The 14,145-nt window shown below is 61.0% G+C and carries 13 protein-coding genes; 4 read left to right on the forward strand and 9 right to left on the reverse strand.

Going from position 1 to position 14,145, the window contains the following annotated elements:
* Positions 1 to 50: 50 nt before the first annotated feature.
* The 9 genes from B8991_RS12630 to coxB all read right to left on the reverse strand — a co-directional run bounded on the left by B8991_RS12630 (position 51) and on the right by coxB (position 7,536).
* On the reverse strand, positions 51 to 635 hold the full coding sequence (locus B8991_RS12630) for a GNAT family N-acetyltransferase (protein ID WP_084353347.1): 585 nt from the start codon (positions 633 to 635) through the stop codon (positions 51 to 53).
* On the reverse strand, positions 635 to 1,897 hold the full coding sequence (locus B8991_RS12635; protein ID WP_084353348.1) for a M16 family metallopeptidase: 1,263 nt from the start codon (positions 1,895 to 1,897) through the stop codon (positions 635 to 637). The genes B8991_RS12630 and B8991_RS12635 overlap by 1 nt, the downstream gene beginning before the upstream one ends.
* Positions 1,894 to 3,282, reverse strand: coding sequence for a threonine synthase (gene thrC / locus B8991_RS12640; protein ID WP_084353349.1), 1,389 nt, complete (start codon positions 3,280 to 3,282; stop codon positions 1,894 to 1,896). The genes B8991_RS12635 and thrC overlap by 4 nt, the downstream gene beginning before the upstream one ends.
* Positions 3,279 to 3,965: an SURF1 family protein gene (locus tag B8991_RS12645; RefSeq protein WP_084353350.1), complete on the reverse strand. Its 687-nt coding sequence runs from the start codon at positions 3,963 to 3,965 to the stop codon at positions 3,279 to 3,281. The genes thrC and B8991_RS12645 overlap by 4 nt, the downstream gene beginning before the upstream one ends.
* A 99-nt stretch (positions 3,966 to 4,064) precedes the next feature.
* Positions 4,065 to 4,865 (reverse strand): cytochrome c oxidase subunit 3, encoded by an 801-nt coding sequence (locus B8991_RS12650; RefSeq protein ID WP_084353351.1) that lies wholly within the window; start codon positions 4,863 to 4,865, stop codon positions 4,065 to 4,067.
* A 22-nt stretch (positions 4,866 to 4,887) separates the two neighbouring features.
* Complete coding sequence (locus tag B8991_RS12655; protein WP_084353352.1) at positions 4,888 to 5,472, reverse strand: cytochrome c oxidase assembly protein; 585 nt, start codon at positions 5,470 to 5,472, stop codon at positions 4,888 to 4,890.
* Entirely contained in the window at positions 5,472 to 5,633 is a 162-nt protein-coding gene (locus tag B8991_RS21480; protein ID WP_179141489.1) for a hypothetical protein, read from the reverse strand. The genes B8991_RS12655 and B8991_RS21480 overlap by 1 nt, the downstream gene beginning before the upstream one ends.
* Entirely contained in the window at positions 5,630 to 6,571 is a 942-nt protein-coding gene (gene cyoE, locus B8991_RS12660) for a heme o synthase (protein ID WP_084353353.1), read from the reverse strand. The genes B8991_RS21480 and cyoE overlap by 4 nt, the downstream gene beginning before the upstream one ends.
* Positions 6,572 to 6,651: 80 nt before the next feature.
* Positions 6,652 to 7,536 carry a cytochrome c oxidase subunit II gene (gene coxB, locus B8991_RS12665; RefSeq protein WP_084353354.1) on the reverse strand — a complete coding sequence of 295 codons (885 nt, stop codon included), beginning with the start codon at positions 7,534 to 7,536 and terminating at the stop codon, positions 6,652 to 6,654.
* 179 nt (positions 7,537 to 7,715) lie between these two features.
* Between coxB and tldD the strand changes: the two genes are divergently transcribed.
* From tldD to B8991_RS12685, 4 genes are all read left to right on the forward strand, one after another.
* Positions 7,716 to 9,137, forward strand: coding sequence for a metalloprotease TldD (gene tldD, locus B8991_RS12670; protein WP_084353355.1), 1,422 nt, complete (start codon positions 7,716 to 7,718; stop codon positions 9,135 to 9,137).
* A gap of 224 nt (positions 9,138 to 9,361) precedes the next feature.
* Entirely contained in the window at positions 9,362 to 10,555 is a 1,194-nt protein-coding gene (dprA, locus tag B8991_RS12675) for a DNA-processing protein DprA (RefSeq protein ID WP_143514594.1), read from the forward strand.
* A gap of 158 nt (positions 10,556 to 10,713) precedes the next feature.
* Positions 10,714 to 13,434, forward strand: a complete 2,721-nt coding sequence (gene topA, locus B8991_RS12680; protein WP_084353357.1) for a type I DNA topoisomerase — start codon at positions 10,714 to 10,716, stop codon at positions 13,432 to 13,434.
* 125 nt (positions 13,435 to 13,559) lie between these two features.
* Positions 13,560 to 14,117 carry a L,D-transpeptidase gene (locus tag B8991_RS12685; protein WP_084353358.1) on the forward strand — a complete coding sequence of 186 codons (558 nt, stop codon included), beginning with the start codon at positions 13,560 to 13,562 and terminating at the stop codon, positions 14,115 to 14,117.
* The last annotated feature ends 28 nt before the right edge of the window (positions 14,118 to 14,145 follow it).

Here is a 14,145-nt window from a genome sequence, read left to right on the forward strand (position 1 = left end):
GGATACCAAAGAACCAGCACCTATTGGCAATTCCATCGGGAAGAAAGACGTCAGCCGGTTTCGGTGCGGCCGCGCCGATCCATGCGCAACGCGGAATAAAGAACATGTGTCCGCCAGCGTCCGTTGATCTGAAGATAGCTTTGCGCCACGCCTTCATATTTGAAACCGCAGCCTTCCAGCACCGCCCGCGACGCAAGGTTTTCCGGAAGGCAGGCGGCCTCTAGCCGGCTAAGGTCCATCCGGGTGAAGGCGTGATGCTCGATCGCCCGGATCGCCTCTCGCATATAACCGTGCCGCGCAAATGGTGCGCCGATCCAGTAGCCAAGCGTGCCGGACTGCGACGGGCCGCGGCGGATATTGTCCAGTGTTATGGCACCCAGCAGCATGTCATCCTCGCGCCGGATCAGGAACATCGGCAGTGCCGTGCCGCCGGAAACAGAGCGGGACGCCCAGTAGACACGGTTCGTGAATGCCTTGCGGCTGAGATGGTCATTGGACCAGGTGGGTTCCCAGGGCGTCAGGAAATCGGCGCTGTCATGGCGCAGGGATGTCCAGGCATTGAAGTCCGAATGCTGCGGCGGGCGCAGGGTCAGTCTTTCGGTCTCTATCCTGACCTTGCGCCGGGACAGCAGCATCAGGCCACCCGGCGGGCCTGCAAGTCATCAATCGTCGGCGCGGTGCCGATTGGCCCGTAAAGCGCCAACGCGGCGGGGGCGGAACTGGCGATGGCGCCTGCAAAATCGCGGACATCCGGCAGGGTCACGGCCTCTATCCGCGCCACGGTTTCTTCCAGCGACGGGACGCGCCCCCAGATCTGGATCATGCGGGCATGACGTTCGGCGCGTGAGGACGGGCTTTCCAGCCCCATCAACATGCCGGCCTTCATCTGGGCGCGGGCACGTTCAACCTCGGCCTGCGACATATCATCGGCGGCGCGCTTGAGTTCGTCAATCGTCAGCCCGATCAATTCGCCCAGCTGTTCGCCGCTTGTGCCGGCATAGATCGTGGTCATGCCGGTATCGGCATAGGCGCCGGTCTGGGCGAAGATCGTGTAGCACAGCCCGCGTTTTTCGCGGATTTCCTGAAACAGGCGCGAGGACATGCCGCCGCCAAGCGCCACAGACCAGATCTGCGCGGTATAGATACTATCATCGCGGTAGCCCGGCGATTCGAAGGCCAGCGCGAAATGCGCCTGTTCCAGATCCTTGTCGCGACGGAAATCACCGCCCGAGAACTGTGCAGGCAGCGCGATGGCTGCATTGCGCGGCTTGAGGTCGCCGAAAAGATCCTCGGCCATGGCAACGATGGCGTCATGGTCCACGGCACCGGCGGCGGACAGGATCATCTGGTCGGGGCCGTAATGTTCGTTCACAAAGCCCGCCAGATCATCCCGGCTGAACCCGCTGACGCGGTCAACCTCGCCCAGAATGGTGCGGCCCATCGGCTGATCGGGATAGGCCCGTTCCTGCAACCAGTCAAAGATCACATCGTCCGGCGTGTCATGCGACTGGCCGATTTCCTGCAAGATCACGCCGCGCTCGATCTCGATTTCCTTGGCATCGAAAACCGGGTTGAGCAGAATATCCGCGATCACATCCATGGCCAGCGGCACATCGGCCTTCAACACGCGCGCATAATAGGCCGTTACCTCGCGGCTGGTATAGGCGTTGATATAGCCGCCCACATCCTCGATTTCCTCGGCGATCTTCAGCGCGCTGCGCGTCTTGGTCCCCTTGAACGCCATATGTTCAAGGAAATGCGCGATACCGTTCTGTTCCGGTCGCTCATGCCGTCCGCCGGCGGTCACCCAGATGCCTATGGCCGCGGATTGCAGGCTGGGCATGTGTTCGGTGACGATACGGAAACCATTGGCAAGCGTGGTGGTTCTGACGGTCAATTGGCAAGTCTTTCGCGGATGAGGGTTTCGAGGGCACCAAGGTCGTTTTCAATCCGGGTGACCCGTTCGGGACGGTCATACAGGTCCGCCATGCGTTCGGGAAGCCCCGGACGAATGCCACTGGCCTTTTCGACCGCATCAGGGAATTTCGCGGGATGTGCGGTGGCCAATGTGATCATCGGCGTGGCCGGGTCGCGCTGCGCCTCGGCAACCTTGACGCCCACGGCAGAATGGGGGCAAAGCAGCTCGCCCATGGAGGCATGCGCGGATTTGATCGTGGCCAAGGTTTCTTCTTCGGACACGCGGCCGGAATCGAAGTTTTCCGCGAGCGCCTGAAGCGCCCCCTGGCTGACTTTGAAACCGCCCGATTTCAGTTCGTCCATCAGTTGCGCCACGGCCTTGCCATCGCGCCCGTAGGCGTCAAACAACGCCCTTTCAAAGTTGGAGGACACCTGAATATCCATCGAGGGGCTGATCGAGGGGTGAACCTCGGAAGTGTGATAATCGCCGCTCGTCAGGCACCGGTGCAAAATGTCGTTCTGGTTGGTCGCGACCACCAGCCGGTCGATGGGCAGGCCCATGCGCTTGGCGATATAGCCCGCGAAGATGTCACCGAAATTGCCGGTGGGCACGGTAAAGCTGATCTTGCGATCCGGCGCGCCAAGGCTGACAGCGGAAGAGAAGTAATAGACGACCTGCGCCAGAACGCGCGCCCAGTTGATCGAGTTTACCCCGGCCAACCGAACCTCGTCCCGAAAGTCGAAATCGTTGAACATATCCTTGAGCCGCGCCTGACAATCGTCGAAATGTCCGTCCATCGCCAATGCATGCACATTCGCCTCTGACGGGGTGGTCATCTGGCGGCGCTGCACCTCGGACACACGGCCATGCGGGAACAGGATGAAAACATCGACCGCATCCAAGCCACGGAACGCCTCGATCGCGGCCGATCCGGTATCGCCGGAAGTGGCTCCGACAATGGTCACACGCTCGCCGCGCCGGGTCAGCGCCTCTTCGAACAGTTGACCGATCAACTGCATGGCAAAGTCCTTGAAGGCCAGCGTCGGCCCGTGGAACAGCTCCAGCAGGAAATGATTGGGTGCCAGCTGTACCAGTGGCGCGCGCGCATTATGGCCGAACCCGGCATAGGTCTTGGCAATCAGATCTGCAAAAGTCTCGTCGCTGAACGTGTCGCCCACGAAAGGGCGCATGACACGAAAGGCGATTTCCTCGTAGGGCAGGCCGTTCAGGGCGCGGATGTCGGCGGCGCTCATTTGCGGAATGCTCTCGGGCACATATAGCCCGCCGTCACGGGCCAAGCCGCTCAGCATCGCCTCTTCAAATGTCAGAGCGGGGGCGCTGCCCCTGGTCGAGATATATTTCACGTTTTAGAGCCTTCCTTGCCTTTGCGCAGCCGCAGCACATAGGCGGCAGTCATGATCAGCCAGATCGCGGCCAGCGAAAACCACGTTATGGCATATTGCAAGTGATCGTTCGGAATCCCGCTGATGTCCACCGGCAGCGGCGTCACACCGGGCGCTTCGGGGGTTTCGCTGCGCGCGATTACCAGAAACGGCTCGGTGTCCAGTTGTTGTGCCATTGCGTCGATGTCCCGCGCGAACCAGATATTGCCCGGCACGTCATTGTCGGGCGTGGAACTGTTGCGGTCATCGGGCCAGTGCAGGTTGCCGATGATATGAGTCTCGCCGGAGCGGTGGGTCTGATTCTCATCCTCGACCGGAACAAAACCGCGATCCACCAGGATGGTGCGGCCCTCGTCGGTGGTGAAAGGTGCGATGATCCGGTACCCTGCGCCGACGCGTTTGACCGATACCAGCACATGCAATTCGCCCGCGCCGATGCTGCCGCGCAGATCGACCGGGCGGTACTTCTGCGCTTCGGGGTCGGGGGTGACGGGCAGGGGGATGGGATCGCCTGCGATTGTCGTCTCGATCCGGGACAGCACGCCACGCTTCCACTCCAGACGCTGGATCTGCCAGACGCCCAGCGACAGCAGGATCGCGGCACCGGCCGCAGCGAAAATCAGGGTCAGATAGAGGCGCTTCACTAAAGACGGGTCCGTTCCATGAAAAGAGGCGCGCCCGGATGGACGCGCCTTGGTTTATGCCGGTGCGGTGTCTGAATTCAACCGCAATCGGTGAGACGTTCAGCCGGCCCAGATGTAGACGACGGCGAAGAGGAACAGCCAGACCACGTCAACGAAGTGCCAGTACCAGGCCGCCATTTCGAAGCCGAGATGCTTTTCCGGGGTAAAATGCCCCTTCAGCAAGCGCATCAGACAGATGAACAGGAAGATGGTGCCGATCACCACATGCGCGCCGTGAAAACCCGTCGCCATGAAGAAGTTCGCGCCATAGATATTGCCCGAGAAGCCGAAGGCCGCGTGGCTGTACTCGTATGCCTGGAAGATTGTGAACAGCACGCCCAGAACGATCGCAATGACGAGGCCCCATTTCATATCCTCGCGGTTGTTCTCATGCACTAGCGCGTGGTGGGCCCATGTCGCTGCCGCACCCGAACACAGCAGGATCAGCGTGTTGATCAACGGCAGGTGCCAAGGGTCGAATGTCTCGATCCCGGCGGGAGGCCAGATACCGTCCACGGCAGGGCTGAGCGGACCCATCGGGTACATGGCATGTTTGAAGATCGACCAGAACCAAGCGGCGAAGAACATCACTTCGGAGGTGATGAAGAAAATGAAACCGTAGCGCAGGCCGATGGCAACAACCGGTGTGTGGTCGCCAACGTGGCTTTCGACCACGACATCCGACCACCAGCCGAACATGACGTAAAGTGTGGCAACGACGCCAATCACAAAGACCCAAGGGCCATTGTCGTGGAACATCAGCACGGCCCCGAAGAGCATGACAAATCCCGCGACGGCACCCAGAAGGGGCCAGATCGAGGGGTTCAGGATGTGGTAGTCGTGGTTTTTGACATGGGCCATTGCGTTTCCCTCGTGGCTTGGCTCAGTTTACGTTTTTTTCGTTGGCGGGACCGTCTTCCAGCGCGGCCTGCGCCTGTTCGGGCAGGTCGATCTGGTGGAAGGTATAGGAAAGGGTGATGTGGTTGGTATGTTTCGCGTCGCGATCATCGACGATTTCGGGATCGACGTAGAAATTGACCGGCATCTCGACGCGTTCGCCGGGTTGCAGGACCTGCTCGGTGAAGCAGAAACACTCGATCTTGTAGAAGAAGTTACCAGCGGAATAGGGCGCGACGTTATAGCTGGCCTGACCGGCGATGGGCTTGTCGGTGGGGTTGTAGGCTTCATAGAAGGCCAGACCCTCTTCGCCGATGCGCAGCGTCATCGTGCGTTGCATCGGTTTGAATTCCCACGGCATGTCACGGTCGGTGCTGGCGTCAAACCGGATCTTGATCGTCTGATCCAGAATGTCGGCCCCTGCGGCAGTGGCGACATTGGTCACCCCGCCAAAGCCGGTTACGCGGCAGAACCAGTTATAAAAGGGCACAGATGCCCAAGCCAGCGCGCCCATCACGACGACGACGCCGACCAGCTGTACTGCGGTCTTGTTTTGTCGATTCATTGTCATCAGTTCTGCACTTCCGAACGAGGCGCTTCGTAGTCGCCGCGCGTCACCTTGACCACGGTCAGGCCGAAAACGATGGCGATCACCGCGACCAGCACCAGACCGACACCAAGGTTGCGGCCAAAGCGGCGTTTGTGGATTTCATGTTGTTGACCAAAGCTCATGCCCAACCTCCCAGGCCGAAGCGGGTCAACCCAGCCTCGACCAGAATGGCACCGAAATGCGCGAAAAGATACAGCAGGGACAGCTTGAAGAATTTCCGCTCGGCCGCAAAGTTGTCGGCCTCGCTCATATCTTCGTCGCGGCGCCAGATGTCCACCGCGCCCTTCAGGAAGAGCGCGTTCAGCACCACGGCCACGGCCAGATAAACCGGCCCGCCGACAGAGGTGAACCCGGTGCCGATGGCAAGCGCTGCCAGCAGAATCGTATAACCCAGAATGTGGTTACGGGTCGCGCGGCGACCGTGGGTCACGGTCAGCATCGGCACGCCGGCATCGTCATAATCGGACCGCATGAACAGTGCCAGCGCCCAGAAATGCGGCGGGGTCCACATGAAGATCAGGGTGAACATCAGGATTGATTCGGGCGCAATGCCGCCGGTCGCGACAGCCCAGCCGATCATCGGAGGGAACGCACCGGCCGCGCCACCGATCACAATGTTCTGCGGGGTCCAGCGCTTCAGCCAGATGGAGTAGATCACGACGTAGAAGAAAATGGTGAAGGCCAGCAGGCCCGCCGCGACCCAGTTTGACGCGAGGCCAAGGAAGATGACGCCAAAGGCGGCCAAAGCAACGCCGATGGCCAGCGCCGTGTCGCCGCTGACGCGGCCGGCGGGGATCGGACGGTTGCGCGTACGTTTCATAACCGCGTCGATATCGGCATCCCACCACATGTTGAGCGCGCCAGACGCACCGCCGCCGATGGCGATGAACAGGATCGACACAAACCCGATGAACGGATGCACCGGAACGGGGGCGGCCAGCAGGCCGACAAATGCGGTGAACACCACCAGCGACATCACGCGCGGCTTCAGCAAGGCGAAGTAATCACCAAACTGTGCTTCGTTCTCATAGGCGTGGTTGTCGATGCTCGTATCGGTCATCTCGGTCTCCGGTGCGGCGGGGGCTGGCCCGTCCGCGAAGCAGGGGCGGGACGGCGGAATATCCGCCGCCCGTGTCAGGCTTAGTTCGCGGCTGCCACGTCATAAGACAGCGGCTTGCCTGCATATTCTTCGATCGCGCCCTGAAGCCACTGTTCGTAGGCTTCTTCGCTGACGACCTTCACGGTGATCGGCATATAGGCGTGGTCCTTGCCGCAAAGCTCGGAACACTGGCCGAAATAGACGCCTTCCTTCTCGGCTGTGAACCAAAGTTCGGCCAGACGGCCGGGAACGGCGTCCTGCTTTACCCCAAAGGCCGGGATGGTCCAGGAATGGATCACGTCGCCGCCGGTGACCTGCATGACGATGGTCTTGCCAACCGGTACGACCACCGCAGTATCCGTCGCGAGCAGGAATTCATCCGCGCCATAGCCTGCTTCTTCCAGCATCGCCACGACCTCGGGGGTTTTGACGTAATTGCCGCCGGTCGCGGGTTGGCCAATCATGTAGCTGTCAAAGCCGAACTCGTGATCGACATATTCATAGCCCCAATACCACTGGTAGCCGGTCACCTTGATGGTGATGTCGCCTTCGGGAATTTCCTGCTGCTTGAACAGCACCGGCAGCGAGAACGCGCCGATGAAAACCAGAATGACGATTGGTACGACCGTCCAGGCGATTTCCAGCGGCGAGTTATGGGTAAACTTCGCCGGGGTCGGGTTGGATTTTTCGTTGTAGCGGAAAATGATGTAGAACAGCAGGCCGGTCACAAGGACCACGATGGCGGTGATGATAATCAGAATCATCCCGTCCAGCCAAAACAGGTCGCGGGCCAGTTCGGTCGCCGCAGGCTGAAAGCCCATTTGACCGGGCAACGGTTTGCCAATGATCTCTAGGCCGTCCTGCGCGGCAGCAGGCATTGCGTAAAAGGCCGCCATGAGGCCAGTCAGCGTGGATTTCAGTCGCATGTGTCACCCTGATCGGTTGCGTGTCTTAGTCGGTCAGGGCGATACCACGAACATCTGCCGTGGGGCACCCCATTGTGTTGTCGCTGCTTAAAACCATATTCTGTGGGACAGATAAAGAAAGTTGCTTGCGGCAAACAGACGCTTTCGTTGATTTAGATCAAGTTTTCCCAGAGGTTTCCATGCCCGATACACCATTTCGCCCTTTTGATACACTGCTGGACGAGGGACGCTCGCTGGCGCAACTGCGTACAGCGCTTGACGGCGCCGAGGACGGAGAGCTGTTTCTGGAGCGTCGCAGGTCCGAAATGTTGATGTTCGACGATGGCCGGGCCAAAACCGCCAGCTATGACGCGTCCGAGGGCTTTGGCCTGCGCGCGGTGCGTGGCGAGGTGGCCGGTTATGCCCATTCGACAGAGATTTCCGAATCCGCGATTGCGCGGGCCTCGGAAACCGCCCGGCTGGCAGTGGGCGATGGCGGCGGCACCCTGGCCGATCCGCCCCGGCATACCAACCGCAGATTGTACACGGATGCCGATCCAATTGCGGGCGCGTCGTTTCCCGTGAAGCTGGATACGCTGCGCGAGATCGATGCCTTCGCCCGCGAGCTTGATCCGCGCGTGGTACAGGTTACGGCCTCGATCGCGGCATCCCTGCAAGAGATCACCATTCTGCGCCCCGACGGGGTGACAGTGTCGGACACGCGCCCGATGACCCGTGTGAACGTGTCCGTAATCGTCGAGGATGCCGGTCGGCGCGAGGCCGGCACCGCGGGCGGTGGTGGGCGGCTTGGTCTGGACGGATTGCTTGATCCGGCGGACTGGCAGGCCAAAACCCGCGAGGCCCTGCGAATTGCCACCGTCAACCTTTCGGCAGAGCCTGCGCCCGCTGGCGTCATGGACATTGTTCTGGGGCCGGGATGGCCGGGTATTTTGCTGCACGAAGCCATCGGGCACGGGCTTGAGGGTGATTTCAACCGCAAGGGCAGTTCGGCCTTTGCCGGGCTGATGGGCCAACGGATTGCCTCGCCGGGGGTGACGGTGCTGGATGACGGCACCATCCCCGACCGGCGCGGGTCCATTACGGTTGACGATGAAGGCACGCCGTCCGCCAAGAATGTGCTGATCGAGGACGGCATCCTCGTGGGCTATATGCAGGATCGCCAGAATGCGCGCCTCATGGGCGTGGAGCCGACCGGCAACGGTCGCCGCGAAAGCTATGCCCATGCGCCGATGCCGCGGATGACCAACACATATATGCTGGGGGGCGATGCCGATCCTTCGGCCATCGTCGGCGATCTGAAAGACGGGATCTGGGCCGTCGGCTTTGGCGGTGGGCAGGTGGATATTACCAACGGCAAGTTTGTTTTCTCCTGCACCGAGGCGTACCGCGTGAAGAACGGCAAGGTCGGTGCCCCGGTCAAGGGTGCCACGCTGATCGGCGACGGGGCCACGGCCCTGATGAACATCCGGGCGCTTGGCAACGACATGGCGCTGGATCCGGGCATGGGCAATTGCGGCAAGGCCGGGCAGTGGGTGCCGGTGGGCGTGGGCCAACCAACGGTCATGATCGGCGGACTGACGGTCGGTGGCGCTGCGGCCTGAGTCGAACTGAACGATCGAGGCGTGTCGATTCGCGGTGCCCGGTCGGAGACAGTGCGACCGCAGGCTGACGCAGGTGTCTGCTCATCACCTTGGGTCAATAGACTATCCTTTATTTTCAGTTGGTTGCATTTATATTTTAAGATTGAGGGCTGAGACGACCAACCGTTCACGGCCCATTAACCACCCGTGCGTACCAATTGGATCAGCAAGACGACGGGGACATGATGACCAAGGACGCACCTTCCACTCACCCCCCACTCCCACCCACCACGGAAGCCGAAAGGCTGTCGTGTCTCCGTCTCTTGCGATCACGCCGGGTTGGCGCGACCACATTCCACCGGCTGATGCAGGAACATGGCTCTGCCGCAGCAGCACTGGATGCACTGCCGTCAATCGCCGCCGCTGCCGGTGTTGAGAATTACACAATTTGCCCCGAAGGCGTGGCCTTGGCCGAATACCGCGCGGGCAGGGCGGCCGGTGCGCAGCTGCTGTGCTGGGGCGATGCGGCCTATCCCGAAGAAATCTCCGATCTGTCTGACGCGCCGCCGCTTTTGTGGGCGATGGGCGATCCGGCATTGCTGGCGCGTCCGATGGTGGCGCTTGTCGGCGCGCGCAATGCCTCGTCCCTGGGAACACGCATGGCGCGAAAGCTGGCCGGCGATCTGTCCGATCTTGGCTATGTCGTGGTGTCCGGCCTGGCGCGGGGTGTGGATACGGCGGCGCATCTGGCCAGCCTTCAGGGTGGCACCGTCGCCGTTCAGGCCGGGGGCGTGGATGTCATGTATCCCGCTGAAAACACTCGTCTGGCCGAAGATATCTTGGCCAATGGCGGGCTGCGCCTGTCCGAAATGCCGATGGGTCTGCAACCACAGGCGCGGCATTTCCCGGCGCGCAACCGGATCATTTCCGGGCTTGTGCGCGCGGTTGTCGTGGTCGAGGCTGCTGCCCGGTCCGGATCGCTTATCACCGCGCGGTGCGCGCTGGATCAGGGGCGAGAGGTGCTGGCAGTGCCGGGCCATCCTTTCGATGCGCGTGCAGGCGGGTGCAACATGCTGATCCGCGACGGCGCGACGCTGGTACGCTCTGCCGAGGATATCGTCGAGGCGCTGCCGCAGATTGACGCAGCGCCTAAACAGGCTGAACTGGACTTGCAGCCCGTCGCGCAAAAGACGCAACAGCAAGCGTCCCGGCCAACGCGCGCGCAGCCAGCCGACAAGCCAAAGCCCAAACGCAGCCTGAAGCAAATCGCGGCGCTGCACCAGTTGATCCTTGACCGTCTGGGGCCGTCCCCGGTGGCGGAAGACCAGCTGATCCGTGACCTTGGCGCGCCTGCCCAGTCGGTGGCGCCGGTGCTGATAGATCTGGAGCTTGACGGAAAGGTCCGGCGTCAGCCCGGCGGTTTGCTGTCGCGGGGGTGAACCGTGACGCAATGTCGGCGGGATGACGCCATTGCAGGGGCTGTTTCGGGCGATTGGCGAAGCGATGCGCGGACCGACGCATTGACTTTTTCTTCTTGCAGGACACATGTTGCGCCGCCATACGCCCCAAGTAACCAATCAGTGAGGTTGTCCGTAACATGCCCGTCGTCGTCGTCGAATCCCCGGCCAAGGCCAAGACAATCAACAAGTATCTGGGGTCCGACTACACGGTTCTTGCCTCTTACGGCCACGTCCGGGACTTGCCTGCGAAGAACGGTTCGGTCGATACCGACCATGATTTCGAGATGAAATGGGAGGTCGGCGCCGACAGCCGCAAGCATGTCAAGGCAATCGCCGATGCGCTGGCCAAGGATAACGCCCTGATCCTCGCAACCGACCCTGACCGCGAAGGCGAGGCGATCAGCTGGCATCTTGAAGAGACGCTGCGCAAACGCCGTGCGGTCAAGAAGGACACACCTGTCAGCCGGGTCGTGTTCAACGCCATCACCAAGGCTGCCGTGACAGAGGCGATGAAAAACCCCCGTCAGGTCGACGCGCCACTGGTTGAGGCTTATCTTGCCCGCCGCGCGCTGGATTATCTGGTGGGCTTCAACCTGTCGCCGGTGTTGTGGCGCAAGCTGCCTGGTGCGCGCTCTGCCGGGCGGGTGCAATCGGTCTGCCTGCGGCTCATTGTCGAGCGCGAGATGGAGATCGAGGCGTTCCGCCCGCGCGAATACTGGTCCGTCAAGGCGCTGCTGACCACGCCGCGCGGGCAGGAATACGAGGCAAGGCTGACGACGCTCGCGGGCAAGAAGCTTGACCGTTATGACATCGAGAACGAAACGCAGGCCGAACTGGCCGTGCAGGCGGTCACCAGCCGCGAGTTGTCGGTCGCCTCGGTTGAGGCCAAGCCGGCCAGCCGCAACCCTTCGGCCCCGTTCATGACCTCGACCCTTCAGCAGGAAGCCAGCCGCAAGTTCGGCATGGGCGCGCGGCAATGCATGAATGCGGCGCAGCGCCTCTATGAGGCTGGACACATCACCTACATGCGGACCGACGGCATCGAGATGGCGCCAGAGGCTGTGACCGAAGCGCGTGACGCCATCAAGGATCGTTACGGCGCGGAATATGTGCCCTCCAGCCCGCGGGTCTATAAAAACAAGGCCAAGAATGCGCAGGAAGCGCATGAATGTATTCGCCCGACCGAGATGACCAAGGACGCGGCGGCGCTGAAATTGACCGAATCCGATCAGCGCAAACTGTATGATCTGATCTGGAAGCGCACGCTGGCCTGCCAGATGGAAAGCGCCCGGATGGAGCGCACGACCGTGATCGTCGCCAGCAAGGACGGTCAGGTTGAACTGCGTGCCACGGGGCAAGTGGTCCTGTTTGACGGCTTTCTGCGCGTCTATGAGGAAGGCCGCGACGATGTGGCCGCCGATGATGACGACAAGCGGCTGCCGCAGGTCCATCAGGGCGAGCCTGCCAAATTCGGCAATGGCGACGCGCTTCGGACGCAATATGACAAGGGCGACGACAGCGTGGTCGACACCACTGCCGGGATGCTCAAGAACAGTGCCGCCGTGCTGGCCGAAAATCAGGCTGTTCTGGCGCTGCAATCGCATACCCAACCGCCGCCGCGCTATACTGAGGCGACACTGGTCAAGAAGATGGAAGAGCTGGGCATCGGGCGCCCCTCGACCTATGCCAGCATTGTCACCACGATTCAGGAACGCGAATATGTTCGCAAGGAACAGAACCGCCTGATCCCCGAAGACAAGGGCCGGATCGTCACGATTTTCCTGCTGAATTTTTTCAAACGCTATGTGGAATACGACTTCACCGCTGCGCTTGAGGGCGAACTGGATGACGTGAGCGCAGGCGAAAAGGACTACAAGGAGCTGCTGGCGCGATTCTGGCGCGATTTCTCGGCGGCAATTTCCGAGACGTCAGATTTGCGCATCGCCGAGGTGTTGGACGTGTTGGACGACGCATTGGCGCCTCAACTATATCCGCCGCGCGAGGATGGAACCGATCCGCGTATCTGTCCCAAATGCGGGCAGGGGCAGTTGCACCTTAAATCGTCGCGTACCGGTGGCTTTGTCGGGTGTGGCAACTATCCCGAATGCACCTATACCCGTCCGATTTCAGGCGAGGGCGCTGATGGCGAAGAAAAGCTGTTGGGCGAGGATGCGGGCGACGAGATCTGGCTGAAATCCGGCCGCTACGGTCCCTATGTTCAGCGCGGAGAGGTCACGCCGGAGAACAAGAAACCCAAGCGGTCTTCGCTGCCGCGCGGTTGGAACAAGGACGAGATGACGCTTGAAAAGGCGGTGACTTTGCTGTCATTGCCACGCCCTATTGGCATGCATCCCGATGGCGGTGAGATCAGGACGAATTTCGGCCGTTTCGGTCCTTATATTCAGCATCAGCTGCCCGATGAAGCAAAGCCGGTTTACGCAAATCTCAAGGATCCGGCGGATGTGTTCGAGATCGGCATGAACCGTGCGGTCGAATTGCTGGCCGAAAAGCGCGCGAATCCGGGACGGCGGGGCACAGCCGCCAAGGCATTGCGCGAAATGGGTGATCATCCGGATGGCGGGAAAATCTCTGTCATGGAGGGACGTTATGGCCCTTATGTGAAGTGGGAGAAGGTCAACGCGACCCTTCCCAAAGGGACAGAGCCAGAGCAGCTGACGATGGAAACCGCGCTGGAACTGATCGCTGCAAAGGCGAAGGGCAAGAAGAAGCCTGCCGCCAAGAAGACCACCGCCAAAAAGCCTGCCGCCAAGAAAACGACCACCAAGACAGCCGCTGCAAAGAAACCCGCGGCGAAGAAGCCGGCAGCCAAGAAGCCTGCGGCGAAGACGGACGACTGAGGGTCGCAAATGCCCCTGTTTCGGCGGGGGCACGCAACATAACACATTTCAAGAATATGTTACTGGCCAAATGCCGGGACTGGCCTCAGAAGAGGCTGGAAACGAGCAAAGAATGAGGCCAGAAAATGTCACGAAGCCCGATAAACCGCCGAACCCTGATGATCAGCGCCGCCGCAAGCCTGTGTATGCCCGCCGTGCTGCGCGCAGCACCAGACGTGGCAAGATCCAACATCTCCGGTTTTACGGGGCAGGATTGGCGCGACCATTTCGAAACCCTTGGCAAGGGCGCGATCGTTTGCGACACCGGGTCGCGGGCGCTGCATTACTGGAATGCCGATGGCAGCGATTACCGTGTCTATCCGACCTCCGTGCCCAAGACCGACGAGTTGACCAAGCGCGGCTACACGGAAATCGTGCGCAAGAAGGTTGGTCCTTCCTGGACGCCGACAGCCTCGCAGATGGAACGTTTCCCGGATTGGAAACCGGTGGCTGGCGGTGCGCCAGACAACCCTCTTGGCACACATGCCTTGTATTTCGACTGGCCAGCATATCTGATCCACGGCACGCAAGACACGCGCAAGATCGGTCGGCGGTCCTCCGATGGGTGTATCGGTCTTTACAACGCCAAGGTCGAAGAGCTTTTTGCGATCACGCCGATTGGCACACAGGTCCGCTTGATCTGACCCAGAACCGGCCGAAAACTCCGACGTC

Source organism: Primorskyibacter flagellatus, from assembly GCF_900176485.1.
In the GTDB taxonomy this organism is placed as follows: Bacteria; Pseudomonadota; Alphaproteobacteria; order Rhodobacterales; family Rhodobacteraceae; genus Primorskyibacter; species Primorskyibacter flagellatus.

Excerpts from the sequence above, each read along its gene's own strand:
- B8991_RS12630 (WP_084353347.1), bottom strand. The coding sequence starts at position 635 with ATGCTGCTGTCCCGGCGCAAGGTCAGGATAGAGACCGAAAGACTGACC.
- B8991_RS12650 (WP_084353351.1), bottom strand. The coding sequence starts at position 4,865 with ATGGCCCATGTCAAAAACCACGACTACCACATCCTGAACCCCTCGATC.
- B8991_RS12655 (WP_084353352.1), bottom strand. The coding sequence starts at position 5,472 with ATGACAATGAATCGACAAAACAAGACCGCAGTACAGCTGGTCGGCGTC.
- B8991_RS21480 (WP_179141489.1), bottom strand. The coding sequence starts at position 5,633 with ATGAGCTTTGGTCAACAACATGAAATCCACAAACGCCGCTTTGGCCGC.
- cyoE (WP_084353353.1), bottom strand. The coding sequence starts at position 6,571 with ATGACCGATACGAGCATCGACAACCACGCCTATGAGAACGAAGCACAG.
- coxB (WP_084353354.1), bottom strand. The coding sequence starts at position 7,536 with ATGCGACTGAAATCCACGCTGACTGGCCTCATGGCGGCCTTTTACGCA.
- tldD (WP_084353355.1), top strand. The coding sequence starts at position 7,716 with ATGCCCGATACACCATTTCGCCCTTTTGATACACTGCTGGACGAGGGA.
- dprA (WP_143514594.1), top strand. The coding sequence starts at position 9,362 with ATGACCAAGGACGCACCTTCCACTCACCCCCCACTCCCACCCACCACG.
- topA (WP_084353357.1), top strand. The coding sequence starts at position 10,714 with ATGCCCGTCGTCGTCGTCGAATCCCCGGCCAAGGCCAAGACAATCAAC.
- B8991_RS12685 (WP_084353358.1), top strand. The coding sequence starts at position 13,560 with ATGTCACGAAGCCCGATAAACCGCCGAACCCTGATGATCAGCGCCGCC.